This window comes from Kluyvera genomosp. 1 (assembly GCF_001266615.1).
Lineage (GTDB): Bacteria > Pseudomonadota > Gammaproteobacteria > Enterobacterales > Enterobacteriaceae > Kluyvera > Kluyvera cryocrescens_A.
This window is the reverse complement of sequence record NZ_LGHZ01000040.1, coordinates 1-23,691: the sequence shown is the minus strand read 5'-3', so window position 1 is coordinate 23,691 and position 23,691 is coordinate 1. Positions and strand designations below refer to the sequence as shown.

Here is a 23,691-nt window from a genome sequence, read left to right as displayed (position 1 = left end):
TTTTTCTTGTCTCCTACCCTATTTAGCACAGCCGAGTCTTACCCTGGAATATTGTGCAGTGCCTCACTCTGGGCGGCTTTTAGCTTGACTATACTCCATCGGGTATTGCGTCTAACCCTACCTTTGAAAATGGATAACGTCATGAATAAAAAGATATTTTCTTATTTTATTGGTTCTGCTGCTGCAGTGGCGCTTTCTGCAGCGATCGTCAATCCTGTCTTTGCCGCGGATGCCCAACCGCATAAACCAAAAATCGCGTTAGTCATGAAATCGCTGGCGAATGAGTTTTTCCTGACCATGGAGAATGGCGCGAAGGATTATCAAAAGAAAAATGCCGATAAATTCGATTTGGTTTCAAACGGGATTAAAAATGAAACTGACACCTCGAGCCAAATCCAAATTGTTGAACAAATGATTGTGTCAAAAGCCGACGCCATAATTATTGCGCCGTCCGATTCAAAAGCGTTGGTTCCGGTGGTGAAAAAGGCCGTTGATGCCGGGATTCTGGTTATCAATATCGACAACCAGTTCGATGCCGCCGTGTTGAAAGATAAAGGTCTGAACGTACCGTTTGTCGGGCCCAATAACCGTAAAGGCGCGAAAGATATTGGCGACTATCTGGCGAAGCATCTGAAGGCGGGTGACGAGGTCGGCATTATCGAGGGTATACCAACCTCCACTAACTCACAGCAGCGTACGCTCGGTTTCCAGGACGCCATGTCAGCCGGTGGCATGAAAGTGGTTTCCGTACAGTCCGGTCAGTGGGAGATGAATAACGCCAACGCCATTGCAGCAGCGATGCTGAGCGAATACCCGAATATCAAAGCACTGCTGGCGGACAACGACAACATGGCCCTCGGCGCGGTTTCTGCGATCCGGGCGGCAGGTAAACGTGGTCAGGTGCAGGTGGTCGGCTACGACAATATCGAAGCGATTAAACCTATGCTGCAGGATGGTCGCGTGCTGGCGACGGCGGATCAGTTCGCGTCACAGCAGGCGGTCTTCGGGATTGATACCGCGCTGGATGCGTTAAAAGCCGGTAAAAAACAGAACGAGCTCTCGGGCAGCGTGGAAACACCGGTCAAACTGATTGTGAAGCAGTAACGTGCCACTGGCTCTCCGGGGGGAACGTCAATGCCCCCGGATTTTTATAGGGAATCAACAGAGCAGGTGCGTGTGCGAAATGGCTGAACATCAAGAAATCTTGGCGATGTCCGGCATCGGGAAAACCTACAATGAACCGGTGCTGGCAAATATCGATCTCACGTTATATGCCGGAAAGGTGCTGGCGCTGACCGGGGAAAATGGTGCAGGAAAAAGTACACTCTCGAAAATTATCGGCGGTCTGATCACACCGACAACCGGAACGATGACCTATCTCGGGCAGCCCTACGCGCCCGCCAGCCGTAAAGAGGCAGAAAAACTCGGCATTCGTATGGTGATGCAAGAGTTGAATCTGCTACCCACCTTAACCATTGCCGAAAACCTCTTCCTCGACCAGTTACCCAATTGGGGGGGGTGGATACAGCGTAAACGTCTGCGTGAGATGGCGTATCCAGTGATGGAGATGGTCGGTCTGCAGTCACTCGATCCAGATATGCTTGTGGGGGAGCTCGGCATCGGTCACCAACAGATGATTGAAATCGCCCGTAACCTGATTGGTGACAGCCGTATTCTGATTCTCGATGAGCCCACAGCTATGCTGACCAGCCGCGAAGTAGAATTGCTGTTTGAGCAAATTCAGTTATTTAAACAGCGTGGCGTGTCGCTGATTTACATCTCTCACCGTCTTGATGAGTTGGCGCAAATTGCGGATGACATTACGGTATTACGTGACGGGAATGTGGTCTGTACGGATGATATCAAGCGTTATACCAGCGATCAGCTAGTGTCACTGATGGTGGGGCGCGATCTGGAAAGTACCCTTGATATCAGCGCCCGCCGGCGGGGCAATCCCATACTGAAAGTCGAACACTTCACCCGCGGTAATGTACTGCAGGATATCTCCCTGACGCTTCACCGTGGCGAGGTTCTCGGGATCAGTGGGCTGGTCGGCGCTGGACGTACCGAGCTGATGCGCGCCATTTTTGGTGCCGACCGCATCGACAGCGGCCAGCTGCTGGTGGGAGATCCTCCTAAACCTGTCACCATCCGTACGCCATCGGAGGCGATTGCTCACCGTATCGCGCTGGTCACCGAAGACCGTAAAGGAGAAGGGCTGCTGCTGCCACAGTCGGTTGCAGCCAACACCTCGCTCGGTAATAGCGAAAAAGTCAGTCGCCTGTCATGGCTCAATGCCGGCGAGGAGCGGCAGCTCGCGCAGAAATATATAACCCGTCTGGGTATTCGCACCTCTGGTACTGAGTTTGCGGTTGATAGTTTATCCGGTGGTAATCAGCAAAAGGTATTGATTAGCCGCTGGCTGGAGCGAAACTGTGACGTCATCTTGTTTGATGAGCCGACACGTGGCATCGACGTTGGCGCCAAGCGGGACATTTATTTGCTGCTCAATGAACTGACGCAGAGTGGCAAGGGGCTGATTGTGGTCTCAAGCGATCTGCGTGAGCTGATGCTGATTTGCGATCGGATTGCGGTACTGTCTGCCGGCAAACTGGTAGAGACCTTTACCCGCGATACCTGGACGCAGGATGCGATTCTGGCCGCCGCGTTTTCCGGCTATCAACATGCTACAGGGAATTCACATAATGAGTAATCCTTCACTGCCCGTTAATCGCCGGGCCGGATCATGGCGTGGGTTGAGCAGCTATCTGGGGTTGATTGGCGCGCTGCTGGCGATGATCGTGCTGTTCTCATTTTTGAGCGATCATTTCTTGAGTTTGAATACCTTCAGCACCATTGCGAACCAAATTCCCGACCTGATGGTGATGTCGGTTGGCATGACCTTTGTATTGATTATTGCGGGTATCGACCTGTCGGTGGGCTCAGTGCTGGCGCTATCGGCAGCGGTCGTCAGCGTGACCTATCTTAACCTCCACTGGTCACCATGGCTGGCGGCACTGTCTGGTATCGTGGTGGCGACGTTTGTGGGATCGCTGACCGGGCTAATATCGGTCATCTGGCGAATCCCGACGTTTATTGTTTCACTGGGGATGCTTGAGATGGCGCGTGGAAGTGCATATCAGCTGACGGATTCCCGTACTGCCTATATCGGTTCGAGCTTTGATTTCCTCGCTGATCCCATTATTTTCGGCATCTCCCCGTCATTTGTTATAGCCGTTCTGGTGATTATCATTGGGCATCTGGTATTAACCCGGACCATCTTTGGCCGACATCTCATCGGTATTGGGACAAACGAAGAGGCGGTGCGGCTGTCGGGGATTAATCCTGCACCGTACAAGGTCATCGTCTTTGCGCTGATGGGCGCGCTTGCCGGGCTGGCGTCGCTCTTTCAGGTTGCACGACTGGAAGCCGCTGACCCGAACGGTGGGGTTGGGATGGAGTTGCAGGTGATTGCCGCGGTGGTTATCGGTGGCACCAGCCTGATGGGGGGACGAGGCTCGGTGATTTGCACTTTCCTCGGTGCGCTGATTATTTCTGTGCTGGCAGCCGGACTGGCGCAAATTGGTGCCAGCGAGCCCACCAAGCGCGTGATCACTGGTGCGGTTATTGTGGTGGCTGTGGTGCTGGATACTTACCGTAGCCATCGGCTGAAGGCCTAACGTGCAAGCGTAGTGGAAATCCAAAAATGAAAGGCACCCTTCGGGGTGCCTTCTGCATTCTTACGGCGGCGCGTTTAGCTCACCAGAGGAATACGGCGGTACAGTTCAATCATATCGGTTGCCAGATCCTGGATGACCATCGCGTTCATCAGGTGATCCTGAGAGTGAACGGTAATCAGGTTGACCGGCAGTTTACCCGTGCCTTCGTCAATGCCGATAAGCTGGGTTTGGATACCGTGGGCCAGTTTAACGAACTCGCGGGATTCTTCCATCGCCTGGCCAGCGCCGTCAAAATCGCCTTTGCGAGCAAGCTGCAATGCGGTTAATGCGGAACTACGCGCGGCACCGGCATTCACCAGCAACTCCATGATGATTGATTCTAAATCTTCCACGTCTTTCTCACTCCATCAACTTAAGGGCTTTCTCAAGCACCACATCGCCTTTCATCATGCCGTAATCCATCATGTCGATGACGGCGACTTTTTTGCCCAGCGGGTCGGCCAGAGCCTGCAGTTTTGCCTGCTCATACTTCACCTGTGGGCCGAGCAGGACGATGTCCGCCTCGTTAATGTTTGCTTTGAACTCGGCCACTGGTACGGCTTTAATTGAGACTTCAATGCCTTTTTTCTGAGCTGCATCTTTCATACGTTGAACCAGCATGCTGGTGGACATTCCTGCAGCGCAGCATAAAACGATATTCTTCATAATGCTCCCTCATGAACCGTGATGAATCATGTTTATCGCGAGCTGAAACGATCAACAACCGCTTTGCGTTGATTGTGTGTAAGGCATCACAAAGATCGCTTCAAAAAACTGAAACCGGTTACATTTTGTGAGAGGGAAAGATAAAAAAACCCGCAGAGCGGGTTTTATATGGGGGGTGTTGTCGCTTAGGAGACTGATGTGCGCAGGATACGGTTTTTTCCCTGACGTTTGGCTTTATAAAGCGCTTCATCGACGCTAGAGACCAGATGCTCCAGCGTTTCCATATGCCATTCTCCCAGCCCTGCGCTGAAGGTTACGCTCAGTCCTTCTTCACGCCAGGTACGGTTAGCAACGTTAATCCGCCACAGCTCAAGCAGTGCGCCGGCCTGCTCGACGTGCTCTGCAGTAAAGATGATGGCGAACTCCTCACCGCCGTAGCGATAGAGTGAAAGCCCATGTGCCTGCAGGATGGTTATACCTTCACGGGCAACATTACGCAGCACGATATCGCCGCTGAGATGGCCCCAGGTATCATTGATGGATTTGAAGTTATCAATATCGACCAGCGCCAGGGCAAAGGGCTGGTGATCGTTCATCAACGCGGTAATGTCAGTATCGAATGCCCAACGGTTTTTGCACCCTGTCAGTGAATCTACCGTGGCCTGTCGGACGTATGCGCGTTCACGTTCTTTATTGGTTTCAATGGCTTTGTGCAGCATCACTTCGATCCCAGGCGCATGCCGGGTATCGCCAGTTTTAATGGCGTTGATGATGTTCATCAGGATACCGCGAGAAGCATGACGCAGGTACAAACCAAAGGTAATGATAATGATACCCGCCAGAGCAAAGCCCCAGCTCACGATAATGCTCTCATGCTGCGCGAGCAGGCTCATGGTTCGGTCGGAAACCTTATAGATAACAAACCAATCAGGGTTGGTGAACGAGTAGTAGTAGTACCAGGTTCGCCCCGGTTTATCGAAGACTTCCCCTTCGCCCGCAGTCATACCGGCGAGCAGTTTTTCGGAGACAACGTTTTGGAAGAGTTTACCGCTATCTGGATGTAGCAGCGCCTGCCCTTGTCGGTTGACGATGAAAAACTCGCCCTGAACCGGCGATTTCATCTGGCGCAAGGTATGGCTCATTGCCGCTAAATCAAAATGGAACGCCAGCGTTCCCTTGAGCTTGCCATCCGTCGAGATGACGGGTTTTGACAACGTCACGGTCTGATGTTGCGTGAAAAAATCGGTATAAGGCTGGGTATAACGGCTGAAAACTCCGCCATCACCTTGATGAATAAACCATGGGCGAGTCGTGGCATCGAAGGCGTGCGTATCGGGGCGTTCTACTACCTGTGGGGCTCGAAGATAATGACCTGATGTATCGGCGACAGAGATTGATGACACGGTCGGCATCATAGACAGCAGCTGCATCATGGTTTGCAGCCCTTTGTCGGGATCAATATTCACGACGTTGTTCAGTTCGTCGTTACGGGCCAGGTAGGTGGCTGCTCGTCCCAGAATGTAATCATTCTCATGCAGAATGGATTCAGTGTAATTGACGGCGAGATTGTGGGTGAAATTGCGGTTAACGCTGTGATAGTCGCGTATTGTATCGTTGCGTTGGATAACCGTAACCAGCGAAGCGATAAGAATGAAGCTCAGGATAATACCCGCAAAACTAATAAAAATCGGTGTCGTAAAAGACAGTTTTCTGCCGTTGTGTCGCATAGGGTTTCCATTCCTGAGAGAAATTGCAGAGGAAGGATGCGTATTTACACTGCAATTTCATACATCGGTTTGTGCGACAAAATTATAGTCTACCGGGTGGGCCATGAATATTTAACGCACGTTTAAAATTATACGTTATTAACCCTTCCTGGAGTACGTGATCCGCATCTTTAGATTAAATTGCTCGTAGCAGACTCTTTTTATGACCTGTATTGGGCGGGAATAGGGCAGGGTAGCAGAGGAAGAAACGCTACCCTGGTTAGCTCAGGTAGCCAACCAAGGCAGCGTAAAATGAGTAGAGCAGTTGAACAACGTCCGCTTTTTGTCTCTGCGAGGCGGTATCCAGACTGTTTCTTGCCATTGAATGATTTGCTTTAGGATTGCGAGGCGCGTCCCAGCCAGCTGTCCCAATCTTTCCACACCGGCTGTAGCCCGCGTGCCGTTAACGCGCTGGCCACTTCAATCGGCGTGCGTGCATCGTGTGGCGAGAATTGCTCAAGCTCGGGTCTGTTGTCTGCATATCCGCCAGGCTGCGTTTTCGAGAAGGCGCTGACGTTGTTAATAGCCAGCGGGATCACATGATCGCGGAACCACGGCGATTCGCGGGTTGAGAGCGATAGCTCGGTGTCCGGTGAGAACAGACGGAAGGCGCAAATCACCTGCACCAGCTGTCGCTCATCCATCAGCGAAGCGGGCTCAATGCCCCCCGCACAGGGACGCAGACGCGGGAACGAGATTGAGTAACGGCTTTGCCAGTAGCGCTGCTGTAGCCACAGCAGATGCTCGGCGACCATAAAGCAGTCCACCCGCCAGCTATCCGAAAGCCCAATCAACGCGCCGAGCCCAATCTTGTCTATACCGGCCTGACCCAGTCTATCCGGTGTATCCAGACGCCAGAAAAAGTCCTGCTTTTTGCCCTTCAGATGGTGCTGAGCGTACATGCCTTCGTGGTAGGTTTCCTGATAGACCATCACCCCATCGAGCCCCAACGTCTTCAGCTCGGCGTATTCAGCTGTCTCCAGCGGCTGGACTTCCATATGCAGCGAAGCGAACCGGCGGCGAATATCAGGTAAATGGCGACGGAAGTAGTCCATGCCGACTTTCCCCTGATGCTCACCGGTGACCAGCAGCAGGTGCTCAAAACCAAGATTTTGAATAGCCTCGCACTCGCGTCCTATCTCATCTTCATCTAACGTCTTGCGCTTGATGCGATTGCTCATCGAAAAACCACAGTAAGTGCAGTCGTTGGCGCACAGATTGGAGAGATACAGAGGTACGTAAAAACTGACGGTGTTGCCGAAACGCTGGCGGGTGAGTTTTTGCGCCCGCTGCGCCAGTGGCTCCAGATAGTTGGCGGCGGCAGGGGAGAGCAGCGCCATCAGATCGTCACGAGTCAGCGATGTGGTGTTAAGCGCCCGCTCAACATCGGCGGCGGTTTTACCGTTGATGCGCAGACGGATGTCATCCCACTCCAGCTCCCGCCAGCGATCGGTGAAGGTTTTCATGCCAGCGCCTCCAGAAATCCGGTCAACGGGCTGGTGGCGTTCGCCTGCATGCTGCGGCTGCCGGGAACAGCCTGACGAGCAAGGAGCCCGGCCTCAACCGCCAGACGGAACGCTGTGGCCATCATGACTGGGTCATCGGCCACGGCAATGGCGGTGTTAACCAATACCGCATCGGCCCCCATTTCCAGTGCCTGGGTCGCATGGCTCGGTACGCCGATCCCGGCATCCACCACCACGGGGACGGTGGCCTGTTGAATGATGATGTCCAGCATTGCCCGCGTTTCCAGCCCCTGATTGGAGCCGATAGGTGCGCCAAGCGGCATGACCACTGCACAACCCACGTCCTCCAGCCGTTTGCACAGCACCGGGTCAGCGCCGCAGTAGGGCAGTACCACAAAACCTTGTTTGACCAATGCTTCGGCGGCTTTCAGTGTTTCTATAGGGTCCGGTAGCAGCCAGCGGGCATCGGGGTGTATTTCCAGTTTCAGCCAGTGGGTACCCAGCGCTTCACGTGCCAACTGAGCGGCAAAAATGGCCTCTTCCGCAGTTTTGGCGCCAGAGGTGTTGGGTAGCAGCGTGACGCCTGCCTCAACTAATGGCGCCAGAATGGCATCGTTGTGCTGACGGAGATCCACACGCTTCATTGCTAGCGTCACCAGCTGGCTGCCGGAGGCGCGAATCGCGTCAACCATCAGCTGTGATGAGGCAAATTTTCCTGTACCGGTGAACAGATGCGAATCAAACGTCTTATCGGCAATACGTAACATCTCAACCCCCTGCGATAACCTGAAAAAGCAGGATCTGGTCGCCTTCCTGCACGATTTGTTGTTCCCACTGTTCGCGCGGCAGAATGCGTTGATTCAGCGCCAGTGCAGTTCCCGGTTTGAGTTGACTAAGCTCCGCCAGCAGCGCGCTGACGGTTTGCCCTTCAGCGCATTGTACGGGTTCATCATTGAACTGAATTTGCATGCTGCCCTCCACATACCGGGCAGCCGACGGCGCGACGCAGCGCCAGGCTCCGCCATTGGCTTGTTTTGCCGTCAAACAGGCGCAATTCCCCACCAGGCGATTCAATGCCGCTGAGGAGTTTTAGGGCTTCCAGCGCCTGTAACGTTCCCATAATGCCAACCACTGGGCCAATAATGCCGGCGGTACGGCAGTTACGCTCTGGTTCAACATCGTCTGGCCACAAGCAGCGATAGCAGCCTTGCTCCCACGGCGGCGTTAGCACCATCAACTGGCCGCCAAAACCGACCGCACTGGCGGTGACCAGCGGTTTGCCCAGAGCCACGCAGGCGGCGTTAATTTCCTGGCGCGTGGCCATGTTGTCGGTGCAGTCGAGTACGACATCGGCCTGCGCGACCGCGTGACGTAGCGCATCGCCGGTTAAACGCTGCTGTAGCGCCACCAGTTCGATGTCCGGATTGAACCGAGACAGCCTTTGTTGGGCGACCTGTGCCTTCGAGCGCGCTACGTCGTCATTGGTGAACAGAATTTGCCGTTGCAGGTTGCTCAGATGCACATCGTCATCGTCGGCCAGCACCAGAGTGCCTACTCCCGCCCCGGCGAGATAGAGCGCGGCGGGGGAGCCTAAACCGCCTAAGCCGACGATAAGCACATGGCTACCGAGCAGCTTTTGCTGGCCTTCAATTGCAATATCTCCCAGCAATATCTGGCGGCTGTAGCGCATAAAATCGCGATCATTCATCGCCAACTCCCGCTAATTCAAGCAGTTGTGCGGTGGCGCTACGCCAGTCCGTCGCCTGTGTAATAGCACTGACCACGGCAATGCTGCCGACGCCGGTTGCCAGAACGGCGGACGCGCGTTCAAGGCTAATCCCACCGATGGCGACTGTCGGATAATCCGCCAGTCGTGTGATGTGGTTTGCCAACTGCGTTAGCCCCTGCGGAGCGGAAGGCATCTGCTTGGTTTGCGTCGGGAACACGTGACCCAGTGCGATGTAGGAAGGACGGGCGGCCAGCGCCACGTCAATTTCCATATCATCGTGGGTCGAGACTCCAAGGCGCAGGCCTGCCGCTTGAATAGCGTTCAGATCGGTCGTTTCGAGATCTTCCTGGCCCAGATGCACGCCGTAAGCATTGTGTTTTATCGCCAGCCGCCAGTAATCGTTGATGAACAAGCGGGCGTCGTAGCGGCGCCCCAGTTCAATGGCAGCGATAACGTCCGCTTCGACTTCGGCATCGCGCTTATCTTTGATGCGCAACTGGAGAGTGCGCACGCCAGCTTCCAACAGGCGTTCAATCCACTCCACGCTGTCGACGACCGGGTAAAGCCCGAGGCTAAACGGTACGGTTGGGAAATCGGGCTGGTACATTACGCCTCCTCTTTTTTGAGGTAGATTTCGCCGCCTTTGGCGCGGAAGTTTTCCGACATATCCGCCATCCCGACTTCAATAGTTTGCGCGGCGGCGTAGTCACGGACTTCCTGGCTGATTTTCATCGAGCAGAATTTCGGCCCGCACATCGAGCAGAAGTGGGCAACTTTACCCGACTCCTGCGGCAGCGTTTCATCGTGGTAAGCACGGGCGGTGAACGGGTCGAGAGCCAGGTTGAACTGATCTTCCCAGCGGAATTCGAAGCGCGCTTTCGACATGGCGTTATCGCGGATTTGTGCACCTGGGTGGCCTTTAGCCAGGTCGGCGGCGTGGGCGGCAATTTTGTAGGTAATTAGCCCTTGCTTCACATCTTCTTTATTCGGCAAGCCAAGGTGCTCTTTTGGCGTGACGTAGCACAACATCGCGCAGCCGAACCAGCCAATCATTGCTGCACCGATACCGGAGGTGAAGTGGTCATAACCCGGGGCAATATCAGTGGTCAACGGCCCGAGGGTATAGAATGGCGCTTCGTGGCAGTGTTCCAGTTCTTCGGTCATGTTGCGTTGGATCATCTGCATCGGCACGTGTCCAGGGCCTTCAATCATCACCTGCACGTCATATTCCCAGGCAATTTTGGTCAGTTCCCCCAGCGTATGCAGCTCGGAGAATTGCGCTTCGTCGTTGGCATCCTGAATCGATCCCGGGCGCAGACCGTCGCCAAGTGACAGAGAAACGTCATAGGCGGCGCAGATTTCGCAGATTTCACGGAAGTGTTCAAAGAGGAAGTTTTCTTTGTGGTGGGAGAGGCACCACTTCGCCATGATGGAACCACCGCGCGAGACAATGCCGGTCAGGCGTTTTGCGGTCATCGGAACGTAGCGTAGCAGCACGCCGGCGTGAATGGTAAAGTAATCAACGCCCTGTTCAGCCTGCTCCAGCAGGGTATCGCGGAAGGCTTCCCAGGTGAGATCTTCGGCGATCCCATTCACCTTCTCCAGCGCCTGATAGATCGGCACCGTACCGATCGGAACCGGGCTGTTACGTAGGATCCACTCGCGGGTTTCGTGAATATAGCGCCCGGTGGAGAGATCCATCACCGTGTCTGCCCCCCAACGGGTCGACCACACCAGTTTTTCGACTTCTTCTTCGATGGAAGAGGTCACGGCGGAGTTACCGATATTGGCGTTGACCTTCACCAGGAAGTTGCGGCCGATGATCATCGGCTCTGATTCCGGGTGGTTGATGTTGGCGGGAATAATCGCGCGCCCAGCGGCGACTTCGTCACGAACAAACTCCCCGGTGATGTTTTCTGGCAGGCGTGCGCCAAAGCCCATTCCTGGATGCTGGTGGCGTAACACCTCGCTGCGGATGCGCTCGCGGCCCATGTTTTCACGCACGGCGATAAATTCCATCTCCGGCGTGACGATCCCCTGACGGGCGTAGTGCAGTTGGGTAACGCGACGGCCCGCTTTGGCGCGTTTTGGCGTCAACAAGCCGGTAAAACGCAGCTCATCCAGGCCATCATCCGCCAGACGCTCTTTAGTATAGGCCGAGCTGCGATCGTTTAACGCTTCGCTATCGTTACGTGCCGCAATCCACGGCTGGCGCAGCTTTGCGAGACCCTGCTGGACGTTAATCGCCACATCCGGATCGCCATACGGCCCGGAAGTGTCGTATACCGGAACGGCTTCGTTTTCTTCAAACTGCGGATTGTCTTTTGAACCGCCAATCAGCGTTGGGCTGAGCTGGATTTCGCGCATCGGAATACGGATATCCGGCTGAGAGCCTGTAATGTAGATGCGTTTGGAGTTCGGGAAAGCGGTGCCTTCCAGGGTATCGATAAAGTGTTGGGCCTGGGCGCGCTGTTCGCGGCGTGATGGTTTAGTTGTGACAGACATAGCTCATTCCAAAAAGTAAGGAGTGGCTTGTCAGACGACGGATGAACCAAGAGAGAAGATCGCCCTAGGGCGATGCTAATGCAGATTGACTCTTGTTCCCTTCGCAGGTCTTAACCTGATCAGGTTCCGCGGATCCCGAATTAACGGTCTCAGCCCGTGCTTGCGCACTGGGCACTCCGACAAGAAGTAACCTCAGATGAGAGGTAATGAATGTAAATTACTCGTTAATGCTGAAAATCTCAAGCCGGGCGTTTTAATTCACCCTGCGCGAGCGTATCAAAAGCCAGCATGATCAATTGGTCTTCCAGCCGGAAGCGGGCCTCCAGCGCCTCGCCGATATCTGACAGCGCCTGCTGAAACTCGTAGCAGTTATCCTGATCGATGGCGCTTTCCAGAGTGGAGTCGTAGAGATCCATAATCAGCAGCGTATTGGCCTCAAGCTGTGGCCAAATTTTCGTGGCGTTTAAAAGCGGACTGTCGCCTTCCATTTTATGGATAATACGTTCATAAATACTGAAATGACCGGCAGAAAGGTAATCGACCAGACGCTGACAAAAGTCATCAAGCGCTTTTTCGTTAAGACGCATAAACGATTCTTTGCCAGGCTTAAGGCCAACCAGATTGTAGTAAGCCACGAGCAGGTGCTTACGAATATTCAGCCAGCGGTCGACCAGTTTATGGTGTCCTTTTACACGCTCTGTCAGGCTCTCTAACTGGTTTAACATAGGTTGACCCCCGCATCGTTAAGATTAAAATCTGCTCACGTCAAAATGTAATAATAATGTTAATAACATGCCTGTGAAGCAAAGGTAGCGCAAGAGATATGGATCGTATAATTGAAAAATGGGATCGCGGCTGGTGGATCGTCAGTCACGAACAAAAATTATGGTTGCCCGGTGGTGAATTACCACATGGTGAAGCGGTAAATTTCGATCTTGTGGGTCAGCGCGCGTTGCAGATCGGCGAATGGGAAGGATCTCTGGTATGGCTGATTCAGCAAGCTCGTCGCCATGATATGGGATCCGTACGCCAGGTGCTCGATCAGGATGTCGGTCTGTTTCAGCTTGCCGGGCGCGGCGTGCAGCTGGCGGAGTTTTACCGCTCGCACAAATTCTGCGGCTACTGCGGGCATACCATGCACCCGAGCAAAACCGAATGGGCGATGCTTTGCAGCCACTGCCGCGAGCGCTATTACCCGCAGATTGCTCCTTGTATTATCGTCGCCATCCGACGTGACGACTCTATCCTCCTTGCCCAACATGTTCGCCATCGTAACGGCGTGCATACCGTATTAGCAGGTTTTGTCGAAGTAGGGGAAACGCTCGAGCAAGCGGTAGCTCGTGAAGTGATGGAAGAGAGCGGCATCAAAGTAAAAAACCTGCGCTATGTGACCTCGCAGCCCTGGCCGTTCCCGCAGTCGCTGATGACCGCCTATATGGCGGAGTACGACAGCGGAGAGATTGTTATCGACCCGAAAGAGCTGCTGAATGCCAACTGGTATCGCTACGATGATTTGCCGCTTCTACCGCCGCCGGGTACCGTCGCGCGTCGTCTGATTGAAGATACCGTGGCAATGTGTCGGGCTGAATATGAGTGACATGTTACACTGAGCGCATCAACGCTAAAGGAATGTAAAATGACCGAACTCAAGAACGATCGTTATCTGCGTGCGCTGCTGCGCCAGCCCGTTGATGTGACTCCGGTATGGATGATGCGCCAGGCAGGACGCTATTTGCCGGAGTATAAAGCCACCCGCGCACAGGCCGGTGATTTTATGTCGCTGTGCAAGAACGCCGAACTGGCCTGTGAAGTGACGCTGCAGCCGCTGCGCCGCTACCCGCTTGATGCGGCGATCCTCTTCTCGGATATTCTCACCATCCCTGACGCTATGGGGCTGGGCCTCTATTTCGAAACCGGGGAAGGCCCGCGCTTTACCTCGCCGATTACCAGCAAAGCCGACGTAGACAAGCTGCCGATCCCGGACCCGGAAGGTGAGCTGGGCTACGTCATGAATGCCGTGCGCACTATCCGCCGCGAATTGAAAGGCGAAGTGCCGCTGATTGGCTTCTCCGGTAGTCCGTGGACGCTGGCAACCTACATGGTGGAAGGCGGCAGCAGCAAAGCCTTTACCGTGATTAAAAAGATGATGTATGCCGATCCGAAAACGCTACATCTGCTGCTCGATAAGCTGGCTCAAAGCGTCACTCTGTATCTGAATGCCCAGATTAAAGCTGGTGCGCAGTCGGTGATGATCTTCGACACCTGGGGCGGCGTGTTGACCGGTCGTGATTATCAGCAGTTCTCGCTCTATTACATGCATAAAATCGTCGATGGTCTACTGCGTGAAAACGACGGCCGCCGCGTGCCGGTGACGCTGTTTACCAAAGGCGGCGGGCAGTGGCTGGAAGCCATGGCCGAAACCGGCTGCGATGCGCTGGGCCTCGACTGGACGACTGATATTGCCGATGCGCGCCGTCGCGTGGGGCATAAGGTTGCGCTGCAGGGCAATATGGATCCATCCATGCTCTACGCGCCGGGCCCACGCATTGAAGAAGAAGTCGCGACTATCCTTGCCGGTTTTGGTGAGGGCGAAGGCCACGTCTTTAACCTCGGTCATGGCATCCATCAGGATGTGCCACCGGAACATGCGGGCGTCTTCGTGGAGGCGGTTCACCGTCTGTCGGCACAGTATCACCGCTAAAGGATGAGCATGGATCTCGCGTCGCTGCGCGCGCAGCAGCTAGAGCTTGCCGCATCGGTTTGCCGTGACGATCGTTGGCTCATCGATCCGCCGTGTCTTATCGGCGGCGCCGACGTGGGATTCGAGCAGGGTGGTGAGGTGACGCGCGCAGCGATGGTACTGCTGGCGTATCCGTCGCTGGAACTGGTCGAGTATCAGGTGGCGCGCATTGCCACCACCATGCCGTACATCCCCGGATTTCTTTCATTTCGTGAAGCGCCGGCGCTGATGGCGGCGTGGCAACAGCTCTCGCAAAAGCCTGACCTGCTGTTTGTCGATGGTCACGGAATTTCTCATCCGCGTCGTCTGGGAGTGGCTAGCCATTTTGGCCTGCTGGTGGATGTTCCCACTATTGGCGTGGCGAAAAAGCGCCTGTGGGGTCAATTTACGCCGCTGACGGCTGAAGCGGGTGCGCTGGCACCGCTGATGGATAAAGGCGAGCAGTTGGCCTGGGTCTGGCGCAGTAAGGTTCGCTGCAATCCGCTGTTTATCTCAACCGGCCACCGCGTTAGCACCGATAGCGCGCTGGACTGGGTACAATGCTGCATGAACGGCTATCGTTTGCCAGAGCCCACGCGCTGGGCTGACGCGGTGGCATCGGAACGCCCGGCATTTACGCGCCTTGCAGCAAAACTGCCCCATATCAGGTAAACTGCGGTTAATTTCCGTATTTGAGAACTCATCATGTTACAAAATCCGATTCACCTGCGTCTGGAGAAGCTGGAAAGCTGGCAGCATGTCACTTTTATGGCCTGCCTGTGCGAACGCATGTACCCGAACTACGCCATGTTCTGTAAACAAACGGAATTCGGTGATGGCCAAATTTATCGCCGCATTCTCGACCTGGTATGGGAATCGCTGACGGTGAAAGATGCGAAAATCAACTTCGACAGCCAGCTGGAAAAGTTTGAAGAAGCGATCCCGGCTGCTGATGATTACGATCTGTATGGCGTGTACCCGGCAATCGATGCCTGCGTAGCGCTGAGTGAATTAATTCACTCCCGTTTGAGCGGCGAAACGCTCGAGCACGCAGTCGAAGTCAGCAAGTGTTCGATTACCACTGTTGCGATGCTGGAAATGACCCAGGCTGGTCGTGAAATGACCGATGAAGAGCTGAAATTGAACCCCGCCGTAGAGCAGGAATGGGACATTCAGTGGGAGATTTTCCGCCTTTTAGCCGAGTGTGAAGAACGCGATATTGAACTGATTAAAGGGCTGCGCGCAGACCTCCGCGAAGCCGGCGAGAGCAATATTGGTATAAATTTTCAGCAATGAGGCAAGAAAACGTGATTTACCGCCTGAATTGTCACGCCTGAAGGCTTCACATCTGCCCCCCGTCTGGTCTACATTTGGAGGGCGAAAAAAAGTGGCTATCGGTGCGTGTATGCAGGAGAGTGCTTTTCTGGCATTTTCGTCGCACTCGATGCTTAGCAAGCGATAAACACATTGTAAGGATAACTTATGAACAAGACTCAACTGATTGATGTAATTGCGGACAAGGCTGAACTGTCTAAAACCCAGGCTAAAGCTGCTCTGGAATCCACCCTGGCTGCCATTACTGAGTCTCTGAAAGAAGGTGATGCTGTGCAACTGGTTGGTTTCGGTACCTTCAAAGTGAACCACCGCGCTGAGCGTACTGGCCGCAACCCGCAGACCGGTAAAGAAATCAAAATCGCCGCAGCTAACGTGCCGGCATTTGTTTCTGGCAAAGCACTGAAAGACGCTGTTAAGTAAGATTGCGTGGCAGTGAACAGTTTTAAAGAAGGGGCGGTTTCGCCCCTTTCGTCTATCTGGTGTCGTTTATCGATGCTGGCCGGCGTGCTGTTGCTGACGGCGTGTAGCCATAACAGCGCACTACCTCCTTTTACCGCCAGCGGCTATGCTGACACGCAGGGTGCCGTGCGCATCTGGCGTAAAGACAGCGGCGGCGAGACGCATCTTCTGGCCACCTTAAGCCCGTGGCACAGCGGCAGTACCTCAACCAGCGAATATCGTTGGCAAGACGATAAGCTGCAGCTGATCGAACTGAATATCTACGGCAAACCGTCTGAACACATCCGCGCACGCTTCGACAGCAATGGTGAGCTGAGTTTTATGCAGCGCGAGATCGACGGACAAAAACAACAGCTTTCTAGCGATCAGGTGGCGCTTTATCGCTATCGCGCGGAGCAGATTCGCCAGACCAGCGATGCGCTGCGCCAGGGGAAAGTTGTCCTGCGTCAGGGGCGTTGGCATGCTAACCAGACGGTCACGACCTGTGAAGGCGAGACGGTTAAACCGGATTTTGACTCCCGTGCGCTTGGGCATATTGCCAGCCGTCAGAATCGCTCCTCCGCAGAGGTGAGCATTGCCTGGCTGGAAGCACCAGAGGGCTTCCAGCTCCTGCTGGTGGCAAACCAGGACTACTGTACCTGGCAGCCGACCGAAAAGACTTTCTAAGGTTTATCCGCGGTTCATGCCGCCCATATGACCGCCGTTGTGCCTGCCACCCTCACAGCCATAGCCCATCCCACCGTGACGCGGAATACCAGCCTGAGCCATGGCGACATCAAACTTCACTCGCTGCTGATCGAGCTGCTGACTTAACGCTTCTCGCTCTTTGGCGACAGCCTCAATCTTGGCGCTATCGGGTTTATCCGCGGTGAGCAGTGCATTGTATTCATAATGTTTGGACGTAAGCTGCTGACGCAGGGCGCTGGTTTGCGCGTGGTATTCATTACGCAGCTTCTGTGCGGTGGCCTGTTGAGCCTCGGTCAGCTGGCTGTAGCCGCCGTTGTTCGCGCCATTGTTCCAGTGATGCGGGCCGGCCAGCGCCGCGCCGCTGGTGAACGTCAGCGCCGTGAAGGTGAGCAGCGCAAGGGGCAGTTTATTGTTCCGTTTCATGGTGGATTCTCCTGTAGTGTGTTCTCCTTAGCTATTGCATCTTCTGTGCCAGCTTCGCATACCGTGGTAATCGTGGAATGCCGTGCGTCGGATTTCGTCGGGCGAGTAAAAATGACCCGCATCGGGTATCCAGCCGAGTCATTTTTACCCGTTCGTTCAGGGGATTTGTGCTGACAGCCCGGGTTACGGGACGTGAAGAGTGGCATGATTTCTGCTGAGGGATAGCACAGGAAAAAGAAAAGGAAGCGCCATGGCTCTCTTACGATTACAGAAAGATTCATTAGCTACTGGCATTAGCTGGCTGCTAACCGGCGTGGTGTTGCTGCTAATGTGTTTGTTTTCTGCGCTTATCGTTCGTGACCATCTGCGGGAAAGTGCGTCGGCGCAGCAAACTATTGAGGAAAAGGGCAGTGTGCTTATCCGTGCACTGGAATCCGGTGCGCGGGTGGGGATGGGCATGCGCATGCACCATACGCAGCTCCAGAACATGCTGGAAGAAATGGCGTGGCAGCCCGGCGTGTTGTGGTTTGCGGTAACCGATGAGCAGGGGAAAATCATTGCCCACAGCGATGCGCAGAAGGTGGGCCAGCCGCTTTACGACGCCGGGACGATGCAGGCGCTCGCAGCGGGCGATAAAGAGCGCTGGCGGCGAATGACATCACCGGAACCGACGCTGGAGATCTATCGCCAGTTTCGCCCGCTTACTGCGCCCGGTTCACATCATATACGTATGATGATGCGCCGCAATCAGGTCGATACGCCGCAGGTGATTTTTATCGCCTTCGATGCCCGCGAGCTGGAGGCTGAACAGTCGCGCAGTCTTCGCAATATGATTGTGATGCTATGCGCTGCCGCTGTGGTCATGGTGGCGACCGTTCTCGCGCAGTTCTGGTTCAGCCGCTATCAACGTTCGCGCAAACTGCTGCAGGAAGCCACCCATCGTAAAGAGAAGCTGGTTGCGCTAGGCCACCTGGCCGCTGGGGTGGCGCATGAAATTCGTAACCCGCTATCATCGATCAAAGGATTGGCAAAGTACTTCGCTGAACGCACGCCGCCTGGCGGTGAGGCCTATGAGTTGGCGCAGGTGATGTCGAAAGAGGCTGATCGCCTCAATCGGGTAGTGAGTGAGCTGCTGGAGCTGGTGCGTCCTGCACATTTAAAATGGCAGTCGGTCGATCTTAACGAAGTGATAAGCCATTCGCTCCAGCTAGTGAGCCAGGATGCGTTGAGCCGGAAGATTACGCTGCACTTTACCGCGCACCCTGAGGGATGCCGCATTCAGGCCGATCCGGACCGCCTCAATCAGGTGCTATTGAATCTCTATCTCAACGCGATTCAGGCGATTGGCCATGAGGGCGCCATTTCGGTGTCGGTGGCGGAGTGCGGTGACGGACGCATCAGACTGAGCGTGGCGGATAGCGGTAAAGGCATGACGACCGAGCAGTTGCAGGCCATCTTCACCCCGTACTTCACCACCAAAGCCGATGGCACTGGGCTGGGTTTGGCGGTCGTTCAGAATATCGTTGAGCAGCATGGCGGGACCATTCACGTTGACAGCTCGCCCTGCAAGGGGTCTGTGTTTACTCTATACCTGCCGGTCAATGGGCAACAAAAGGATGAGCAAGGATGAGTCGGGAACAGGTCACTCTTCTGGTGGTGGACGATGATATTAGCCACTGCACTATCTTACAGGCTCTGCTGCGGGGCTGGGGATATCAGGTTGCCTTGGCCAATAACGGTGTGCAGGCGCTGGAGCAAATTCGGGAGCAGGTTTTCGATCTGGTGCTCTGCGATATCCGTATGGCACAGATGGACGGTATCGAAACCTTAAAAGAGATAAAAGCCTATAACCCATCGATTCCGGTGCTCATTATGACGGCCTACTCCAGCGTTGATACGGCGGTGGAGGCGTTAAAATCTGGAGCGCTGGATTACCTGATCAAACCGCTGGATTTTGAGCGTCTTCAGGGCACGCTGGTCCAGGCGCTTGCCCACACGCGGCAGTCTGCGCATACGGCGCCCCCTGGGCCCGCGACGAAGTTTGGTATGGTCGGCGATAGTCCGGCGATGCAAACACTGCTGAATAACATTGCGCTGGTAGCCCCGTCGGATGCCACCGTGCTGATTCAGGGGGAGTCGGGCACCGGTAAAGAACTAGCAGTAAGATCATTACATGCCAGCAGTGCGCGTAGCGCTCGGGCGCTCGTTGCGCTCAACTGCGCCGCGCTCAATGAATCGCTACTGGAGTCGGAGCTGTTTGGTCATGAAAAAGGGGCCTTCACCGGTGCGGATAAGCGGCGGGAGGGGCGCTTTGTCGAAGCCGATGGCGGGACGCTGTTTCTCGATGAGATTGGCGATATCTCGCCGCTGATGCAGGTGCGGCTCCTGCGCGCCATTCAGGAAAAAGAAGTGCAACGTGTCGGCAGCAACCAAACCATTTCGGTCGATGTCCGTCTGATTGCCGCCACGCATAGAGATTTAGCGGCGGAGGTCAGCGCGGGTCGATTTCGCCAGGATCTCTACTACCGTCTCAATGTCGTGACCATCGACATGCCAACGTTACGCCAGCGACGGGAGGATATTCCACCGCTGGTGCACTATTTCCTGCAGCGCTATGCCGAACGTAATCGTAAAACGGTGTTGGGATTTACCCCGCAGGCGATGGATCTGCTGATTCACTACGACTGGCCGGGGAATATCCGTGAGCTGGAAAATGCGGTAGAGCGTGCGGTGGTCTTGCTGACGGGCGAATATATTTCTGAACGTGAACTCCCGTTGGCGGTGAGCAGCGTGCTCATTCCGGCCTCGTTGCCTGCCGAAGGGATTCAACCGCTGGTGGCCGTGGAAAAAGAGGTGATTCAGGCGGCGCTCGAAAAAACGGGCGGCAACAAAACTGAAGCCGCCCGTCAGTTGGGCATTACGCGCAAAACGCTGCTGGCGAAGCTCAGCCGTTAGTTTTGCTCACGCTCGATGGCGCGCCAGCCGATGTCGTTACGGCTGAAGCTGCCGTCCCAATGAATATCAGTCATCAGGGCATAGGCGCGTTTCTGCGCTTCGGCGACGGTATGACCTAGCGCGGTAGCGCACAGTACGCGTCCACCGTTGGTCAGAACGCGGTCATCTTCAGCCAGCTTCGTTCCTGCGTGGAACACTTTACCGTCCGCAACTTCTTCCAGAGGCAGGCCGTGGATGACGTCACCGGTACGGTAATCGGCCGGGTAACCGCCAGCGGCAATGACCACACCCAGCGAGGCGCGTTCGTCCCACTCGGAGGTTTTTTCATCCAGCTTACCAGCGCAGGCTGCGAGGCACAGATCCACCAGATCCGATTTCATGCGTAGCATGATCGGCTGAGTTTCTGGATCGCCGAAGCGGCAGTTGAATTCAATAACCTTTGGGTTGCCCTGTTTGTCGATCATCAGGCCTGCGTACAAGAAACCGGTGTAGGTATTGCCTTCTGCTGCCATACCTTTAACGGTTGGCCAGATGATGCGTTCCATCGTGCGCTGGTGGACTTCGTCAGTCACGACCGGAGCAGGTGAATACGCACCCATACCTCCGGTGTTCGGGCCGGTGTCACCATTGCCTACACGTTTGTGGTCCTGGCTGGTTGCCATCGGCAACACGTGCTCGCCGTCGACCATTACGATAAAGCTTGCCTCTTCGCCATCAAGGAACTCTTCGATAACGATACGGTGTCCCGCGTCGCCAAAGGCATTGCCCGCCAGCATGTCGTGCACGGCGGCTTCCGCCTCCTCCAGCGTCATCGCCACGATAACGCCTTTACCAGCCGCCAGACCGTCCGCTTTGATGACGATCGGTGCGCCTTTCTCACGCAGATAGGCCAGCGCCGGTTCGATTTCTGTGAAGTTCTGATACTCCGCCGTCGGGATCTGATGGCGGGCAAGAAAATCTTTAGTAAAGGCTTTGGAGCCTTCCAGCTGCGCGGCACCTTCGGTTGGCCCGAAGATGGTCATCCCGGCGGCGCGGAAAGCATCTACTACGCCAATCACCAGCGGCGCTTCCGGGCCGACGATGGTCAGGTCAATCTTCTCGTTCTGCGCAAAACTCAACAGTGCCGGAATGTCGGTCACGCCAATTGCCACGTTTTGCAGGGTTGGTTCCAGCGCGGTGCCTGCGTTGCCAGGGGCGACAAAAGCGGTATCCACCTGCGGCGACTGTGCTGCTTTCCAGGCCAGCGCGTGTTCGCGCCCGCCGTTACCAATCACTAATACTTTCATCGTCTGCTCCGTGGATTAATGGCGGAAGTGGCGCATGTCGGTGAAGATCATCGCGATGCCGTGTTCATCGGCGGCGGCAATCACTTCTTCGTCACGAATAGAGCCGCCAGGTTGGATAACGCAGCTCACGCCGACGGCAGCGGCGGCATCAATACCATCGCGGAACGGGAAGAAGGCATCGGAAGCCATGGCGGAGCCCTTCACTTCCAGGCCTTCATCGGCGGCTTTAATACCGGCAATCTTCGCGGAGTAGACGCGGCTCATCTGGCCTGCGCCTATGCCAATGGTCATGTTCTCTTTGGCATAGACGATGGCGTTGGATTTCACGAATTTTGCCACTTTCCAGCAGAACAGCGCATCACGCAGCTCTTGCTCGCTCGGTTGACGCTTGGTTACGACACGCAGTTCGCCTTCTGTCACCATACCCAAATCGCGATCCTGAACCAGCAGGCCGCCGTTCACACGCTTGAAGTCCAGTCCCGGCACACGCTGCGCCCACTGACCGCAGGTCAGGACGCGGACGTTTTGCTTGGCAGCGGTAATCTTCAACGCCTCTTCGGTGGCGGATGGGGCGATGATCACTTCGACAAACTGGCGAGAGATGATGGCCTGCGCGGTTTCCGCGTCCAGCTCACGGTTGAAGGCAATGATGCCGCCGAATGCGGACGTCGGGTCGGTTTTGTATGCGCGGTCGTAGGCGTCGAGCAGAGAAGTGCTGACCGCAACGCCGCATGGGTTGGCGTGCTTCACGATAACGCAGGCTGGTTCCTGGAACTCTTTGACGCACTCCAGTGCAGCATCGGTATCCGCGATGTTGTTATAAGAGAGCGCTTTGCCCTGTACCTGGGTTGCGGTGGCGACGGAAGCTTCTTTCACATTCTCTTCTATATAGAAGGCGGCCTGCTGGTGGCTATTCTCGCCGTAGCGCATATCCTGCTTCTTAATGAAGTTCAGGTTCAACGTACGTGGGAAGCGACCGGCGGCTTCTTTACTTTCACCGTGATAGGCCGGAACCATGCTGCCAAAGTAGTTAGCAATCATGCTGTCGTAAGCGGCGGTGTGTTCGAAAGCTTTGATGGCGAGATCGAAACGGGTATCGAGGGTCAGAGAGCCTTCGTTAGCATCCATCTCAGCAATAATCGCGGTGTAGTCGCTGCTCTTCACCACGATAGCCACGTCTTTGTGGTTCTTGGCGGCGGAGCGAACCATGGTTGGGCCGCCGATATCGATATTCTCTACCGCATCTTCCAGCGAGCAGCCTTCACGGGCGACGGTCTCAGCGAACGGGTACAGGTTAACAACGACCATATCGATAGGCTCGATGTGGTGCTGCTGCATGATGGCATCATCCTGACCGCGACGGCCAAGAATGCCACCGTGTACTTTTGGATGCAGGGTTTTTACACGTCCATCCATCATTTCCGGGAAACCGGTGTAATCGGAAACTTCGGTCACCGGCAGACCTTTCTCTGCTAGCAGGCGGGCTGTGCCACCTGTCGATAGCAGTACCACACCGCGTGCGGAAAGTGCCTGGGCGAATTCGACGATACCGGCCTTGTCAGAAACACTGAGCAGAGCGCGGCGGACTGGACGACGTTGTTGCATGGTAAATCCCCTGGATTTGACTATTACAGAGAGCGTTAGGTGAATTCTTGCGTAAAAACTCAGCTAACGCCCCTTACGGGGCATCCTTGTTTTGCGGTGGCATTGTAACGAAAACGTTTGCGCAACGCTCGCGAATTTTTCGTATTCCGTACAAGCCCGTATTTTCGCCCTCTATATAAGGCTTAAGATAAAGAGATGAGGGAGAGAATCGTTAATTTTGTGGATAACTCTGTGTGTAAATGGGTATAAGGCGGGGTTCTGCTGGGGATTGCAGCAGTCAGTCATTTTTCTGCAATTTAAGGGTTGCAGACGCTCGGGAACTCCCTATAATGCGCCTCCATCGACACGGCGGATGTGAATCACTTCACACA

General features: G+C 55.0%; 24 protein-coding genes and 1 riboswitch. Of the genes, 11 read left to right on the top strand and 13 right to left on the bottom strand.

Going from position 1 to position 23,691, the window contains the following annotated elements; all coding sequences use genetic code 11:
* Positions 1–141 precede the first annotated feature (141 nt).
* The 3 genes from KP80_RS19745 to KP80_RS19735 all read left to right on the top strand — a co-directional run bounded on the left by KP80_RS19745 (position 142) and on the right by KP80_RS19735 (position 3,680).
* Positions 142–1,104 carry a sugar ABC transporter substrate-binding protein gene (locus KP80_RS19745; RefSeq protein WP_156315702.1) on the top strand — a complete coding sequence of 321 codons (963 nt, stop codon included), beginning with the start codon at positions 142–144 and terminating at the stop codon, positions 1,102–1,104.
* Between the two features lie 79 nt (positions 1,105–1,183).
* Positions 1,184–2,713, top strand: a complete 1,530-nt coding sequence (locus KP80_RS19740; protein WP_052285348.1) for a sugar ABC transporter ATP-binding protein — start codon at positions 1,184–1,186, stop codon at positions 2,711–2,713.
* Positions 2,706–3,680 (top strand): ABC transporter permease, encoded by a 975-nt coding sequence (locus tag KP80_RS19735; protein WP_052285347.1) that lies wholly within the window; start codon positions 2,706–2,708, stop codon positions 3,678–3,680. The genes KP80_RS19740 and KP80_RS19735 overlap by 8 nt, the downstream gene beginning before the upstream one ends.
* A gap of 74 nt (positions 3,681–3,754) precedes the next feature.
* Here KP80_RS19735 and KP80_RS19730 read toward each other — a convergent pair whose 3' ends face one another.
* From KP80_RS19730 to KP80_RS19685, 10 genes are all read right to left on the bottom strand, one after another.
* Positions 3,755–4,072 carry a PTS lactose/cellobiose transporter subunit IIA gene (locus KP80_RS19730; RefSeq protein WP_052285346.1) on the bottom strand — a complete coding sequence of 106 codons (318 nt, stop codon included), beginning with the start codon at positions 4,070–4,072 and terminating at the stop codon, positions 3,755–3,757.
* A 7-nt stretch (positions 4,073–4,079) separates the two neighbouring features.
* A complete protein-coding gene (locus KP80_RS19725; RefSeq protein WP_052285345.1) occupies positions 4,080–4,385 on the bottom strand; it encodes a PTS sugar transporter subunit IIB in 306 nt (101 codons plus the stop codon).
* Positions 4,386–4,570: 185 nt separating this feature from the next.
* On the bottom strand, positions 4,571–6,112 hold the full coding sequence (locus KP80_RS19720) for a sensor domain-containing diguanylate cyclase (protein ID WP_052285344.1): 1,542 nt from the start codon (positions 6,110–6,112) through the stop codon (positions 4,571–4,573).
* A gap of 374 nt (positions 6,113–6,486) precedes the next feature.
* Positions 6,487–7,617, bottom strand: a complete 1,131-nt coding sequence (gene thiH, locus KP80_RS19715; RefSeq protein ID WP_052285343.1) for a 2-iminoacetate synthase ThiH — start codon at positions 7,615–7,617, stop codon at positions 6,487–6,489.
* Complete coding sequence (thiG, locus tag KP80_RS19710; RefSeq protein WP_052285342.1) at positions 7,614–8,384, bottom strand: thiazole synthase; 771 nt, start codon at positions 8,382–8,384, stop codon at positions 7,614–7,616. Before thiG ends, thiH begins: the two co-directional genes overlap by 4 nt.
* Before the next feature lies 1 nt (position 8,385).
* Entirely contained in the window at positions 8,386–8,586 is a 201-nt protein-coding gene (thiS, locus tag KP80_RS19705) for a sulfur carrier protein ThiS (RefSeq protein ID WP_052285341.1), read from the bottom strand.
* Complete coding sequence (locus KP80_RS19700) at positions 8,567–9,325, bottom strand: HesA/MoeB/ThiF family protein (protein WP_052285340.1); 759 nt, start codon at positions 9,323–9,325, stop codon at positions 8,567–8,569. The genes thiS and KP80_RS19700 overlap by 20 nt, the downstream gene beginning before the upstream one ends.
* The gene (gene thiE / locus KP80_RS19695) at positions 9,318–9,953 is read right to left on the bottom strand and encodes a thiamine phosphate synthase (protein ID WP_052285339.1); all 636 of its coding nucleotides are present in this window, start codon (positions 9,951–9,953) and stop codon (positions 9,318–9,320) included. The genes KP80_RS19700 and thiE overlap by 8 nt, the downstream gene beginning before the upstream one ends.
* Positions 9,953–11,851, bottom strand: coding sequence for a phosphomethylpyrimidine synthase ThiC (thiC, locus tag KP80_RS19690; protein WP_052285338.1), 1,899 nt, complete (start codon positions 11,849–11,851; stop codon positions 9,953–9,955). The genes thiE and thiC overlap by 1 nt, the downstream gene beginning before the upstream one ends.
* A 79-nt stretch (positions 11,852–11,930) precedes the next feature.
* Positions 11,931–12,040, bottom strand: a riboswitch (TPP riboswitch).
* Between the two features lie 50 nt (positions 12,041–12,090).
* Positions 12,091–12,576, bottom strand: a complete 486-nt coding sequence (locus KP80_RS19685) for an Rsd/AlgQ family anti-sigma factor (RefSeq protein WP_052285337.1) — start codon at positions 12,574–12,576, stop codon at positions 12,091–12,093.
* A 98-nt stretch (positions 12,577–12,674) separates the two neighbouring features.
* Here KP80_RS19685 and nudC point away from each other — a divergent pair, with 98 nt between their 5' ends.
* The 6 genes from nudC to KP80_RS19655 all read left to right on the top strand — a co-directional run bounded on the left by nudC (position 12,675) and on the right by KP80_RS19655 (position 17,030).
* Positions 12,675–13,448, top strand: a complete 774-nt coding sequence (gene nudC, locus KP80_RS19680) for an NAD(+) diphosphatase (RefSeq protein ID WP_052285336.1) — start codon at positions 12,675–12,677, stop codon at positions 13,446–13,448.
* Positions 13,449–13,487: 39 nt separating this feature from the next.
* Positions 13,488–14,552 (top strand): uroporphyrinogen decarboxylase, encoded by a 1,065-nt coding sequence (hemE, locus tag KP80_RS19675; RefSeq protein WP_052285335.1) that lies wholly within the window; start codon positions 13,488–13,490, stop codon positions 14,550–14,552.
* 9 nt (positions 14,553–14,561) lie between these two features.
* Entirely contained in the window at positions 14,562–15,242 is a 681-nt protein-coding gene (gene nfi / locus KP80_RS19670; RefSeq protein WP_052285334.1) for a deoxyribonuclease V, read from the top strand.
* A 33-nt stretch (positions 15,243–15,275) separates the two neighbouring features.
* Positions 15,276–15,866 (top strand): YjaG family protein, encoded by a 591-nt coding sequence (locus KP80_RS19665; protein WP_052285333.1) that lies wholly within the window; start codon positions 15,276–15,278, stop codon positions 15,864–15,866.
* 186 nt (positions 15,867–16,052) lie between these two features.
* A complete protein-coding gene (gene hupA, locus KP80_RS19660) occupies positions 16,053–16,325 on the top strand; it encodes a nucleoid-associated protein HU-alpha (protein ID WP_001044509.1) in 273 nt (90 codons plus the stop codon).
* 12 nt (positions 16,326–16,337) lie between these two features.
* A complete protein-coding gene (locus tag KP80_RS19655; protein WP_052285356.1) occupies positions 16,338–17,030 on the top strand; it encodes a DUF1481 domain-containing protein in 693 nt (230 codons plus the stop codon).
* Positions 17,031–17,033: 3 nt separating this feature from the next.
* Here KP80_RS19655 and zraP read toward each other — a convergent pair whose 3' ends face one another.
* Positions 17,034–17,474, bottom strand: coding sequence for a zinc resistance sensor/chaperone ZraP (zraP, locus tag KP80_RS19650; RefSeq protein WP_052285332.1), 441 nt, complete (start codon positions 17,472–17,474; stop codon positions 17,034–17,036).
* A gap of 250 nt (positions 17,475–17,724) precedes the next feature.
* Here zraP and zraS point away from each other — a divergent pair, with 250 nt between their 5' ends.
* Entirely contained in the window at positions 17,725–19,104 is a 1,380-nt protein-coding gene (zraS, locus tag KP80_RS19645) for a two-component system sensor histidine kinase ZraS (RefSeq protein ID WP_052285331.1), read from the top strand.
* Entirely contained in the window at positions 19,101–20,429 is a 1,329-nt protein-coding gene (gene zraR / locus KP80_RS19640; RefSeq protein WP_052285330.1) for a sigma-54-dependent response regulator transcription factor ZraR, read from the top strand. The genes zraS and zraR overlap by 4 nt, the downstream gene beginning before the upstream one ends.
* Here zraR and purD read toward each other — a convergent pair.
* A complete protein-coding gene (gene purD, locus KP80_RS19635) occupies positions 20,426–21,715 on the bottom strand; it encodes a phosphoribosylamine--glycine ligase (protein ID WP_052285329.1) in 1,290 nt (429 codons plus the stop codon). The genes zraR and purD overlap by 4 nt on opposite strands.
* A gap of 15 nt (positions 21,716–21,730) precedes the next feature.
* Positions 21,731–23,320, bottom strand: coding sequence for a bifunctional phosphoribosylaminoimidazolecarboxamide formyltransferase/IMP cyclohydrolase (purH, locus tag KP80_RS19630; protein ID WP_052285328.1), 1,590 nt, complete (start codon positions 23,318–23,320; stop codon positions 21,731–21,733).
* Positions 23,321–23,691: the final 371 nt, after the last annotated feature.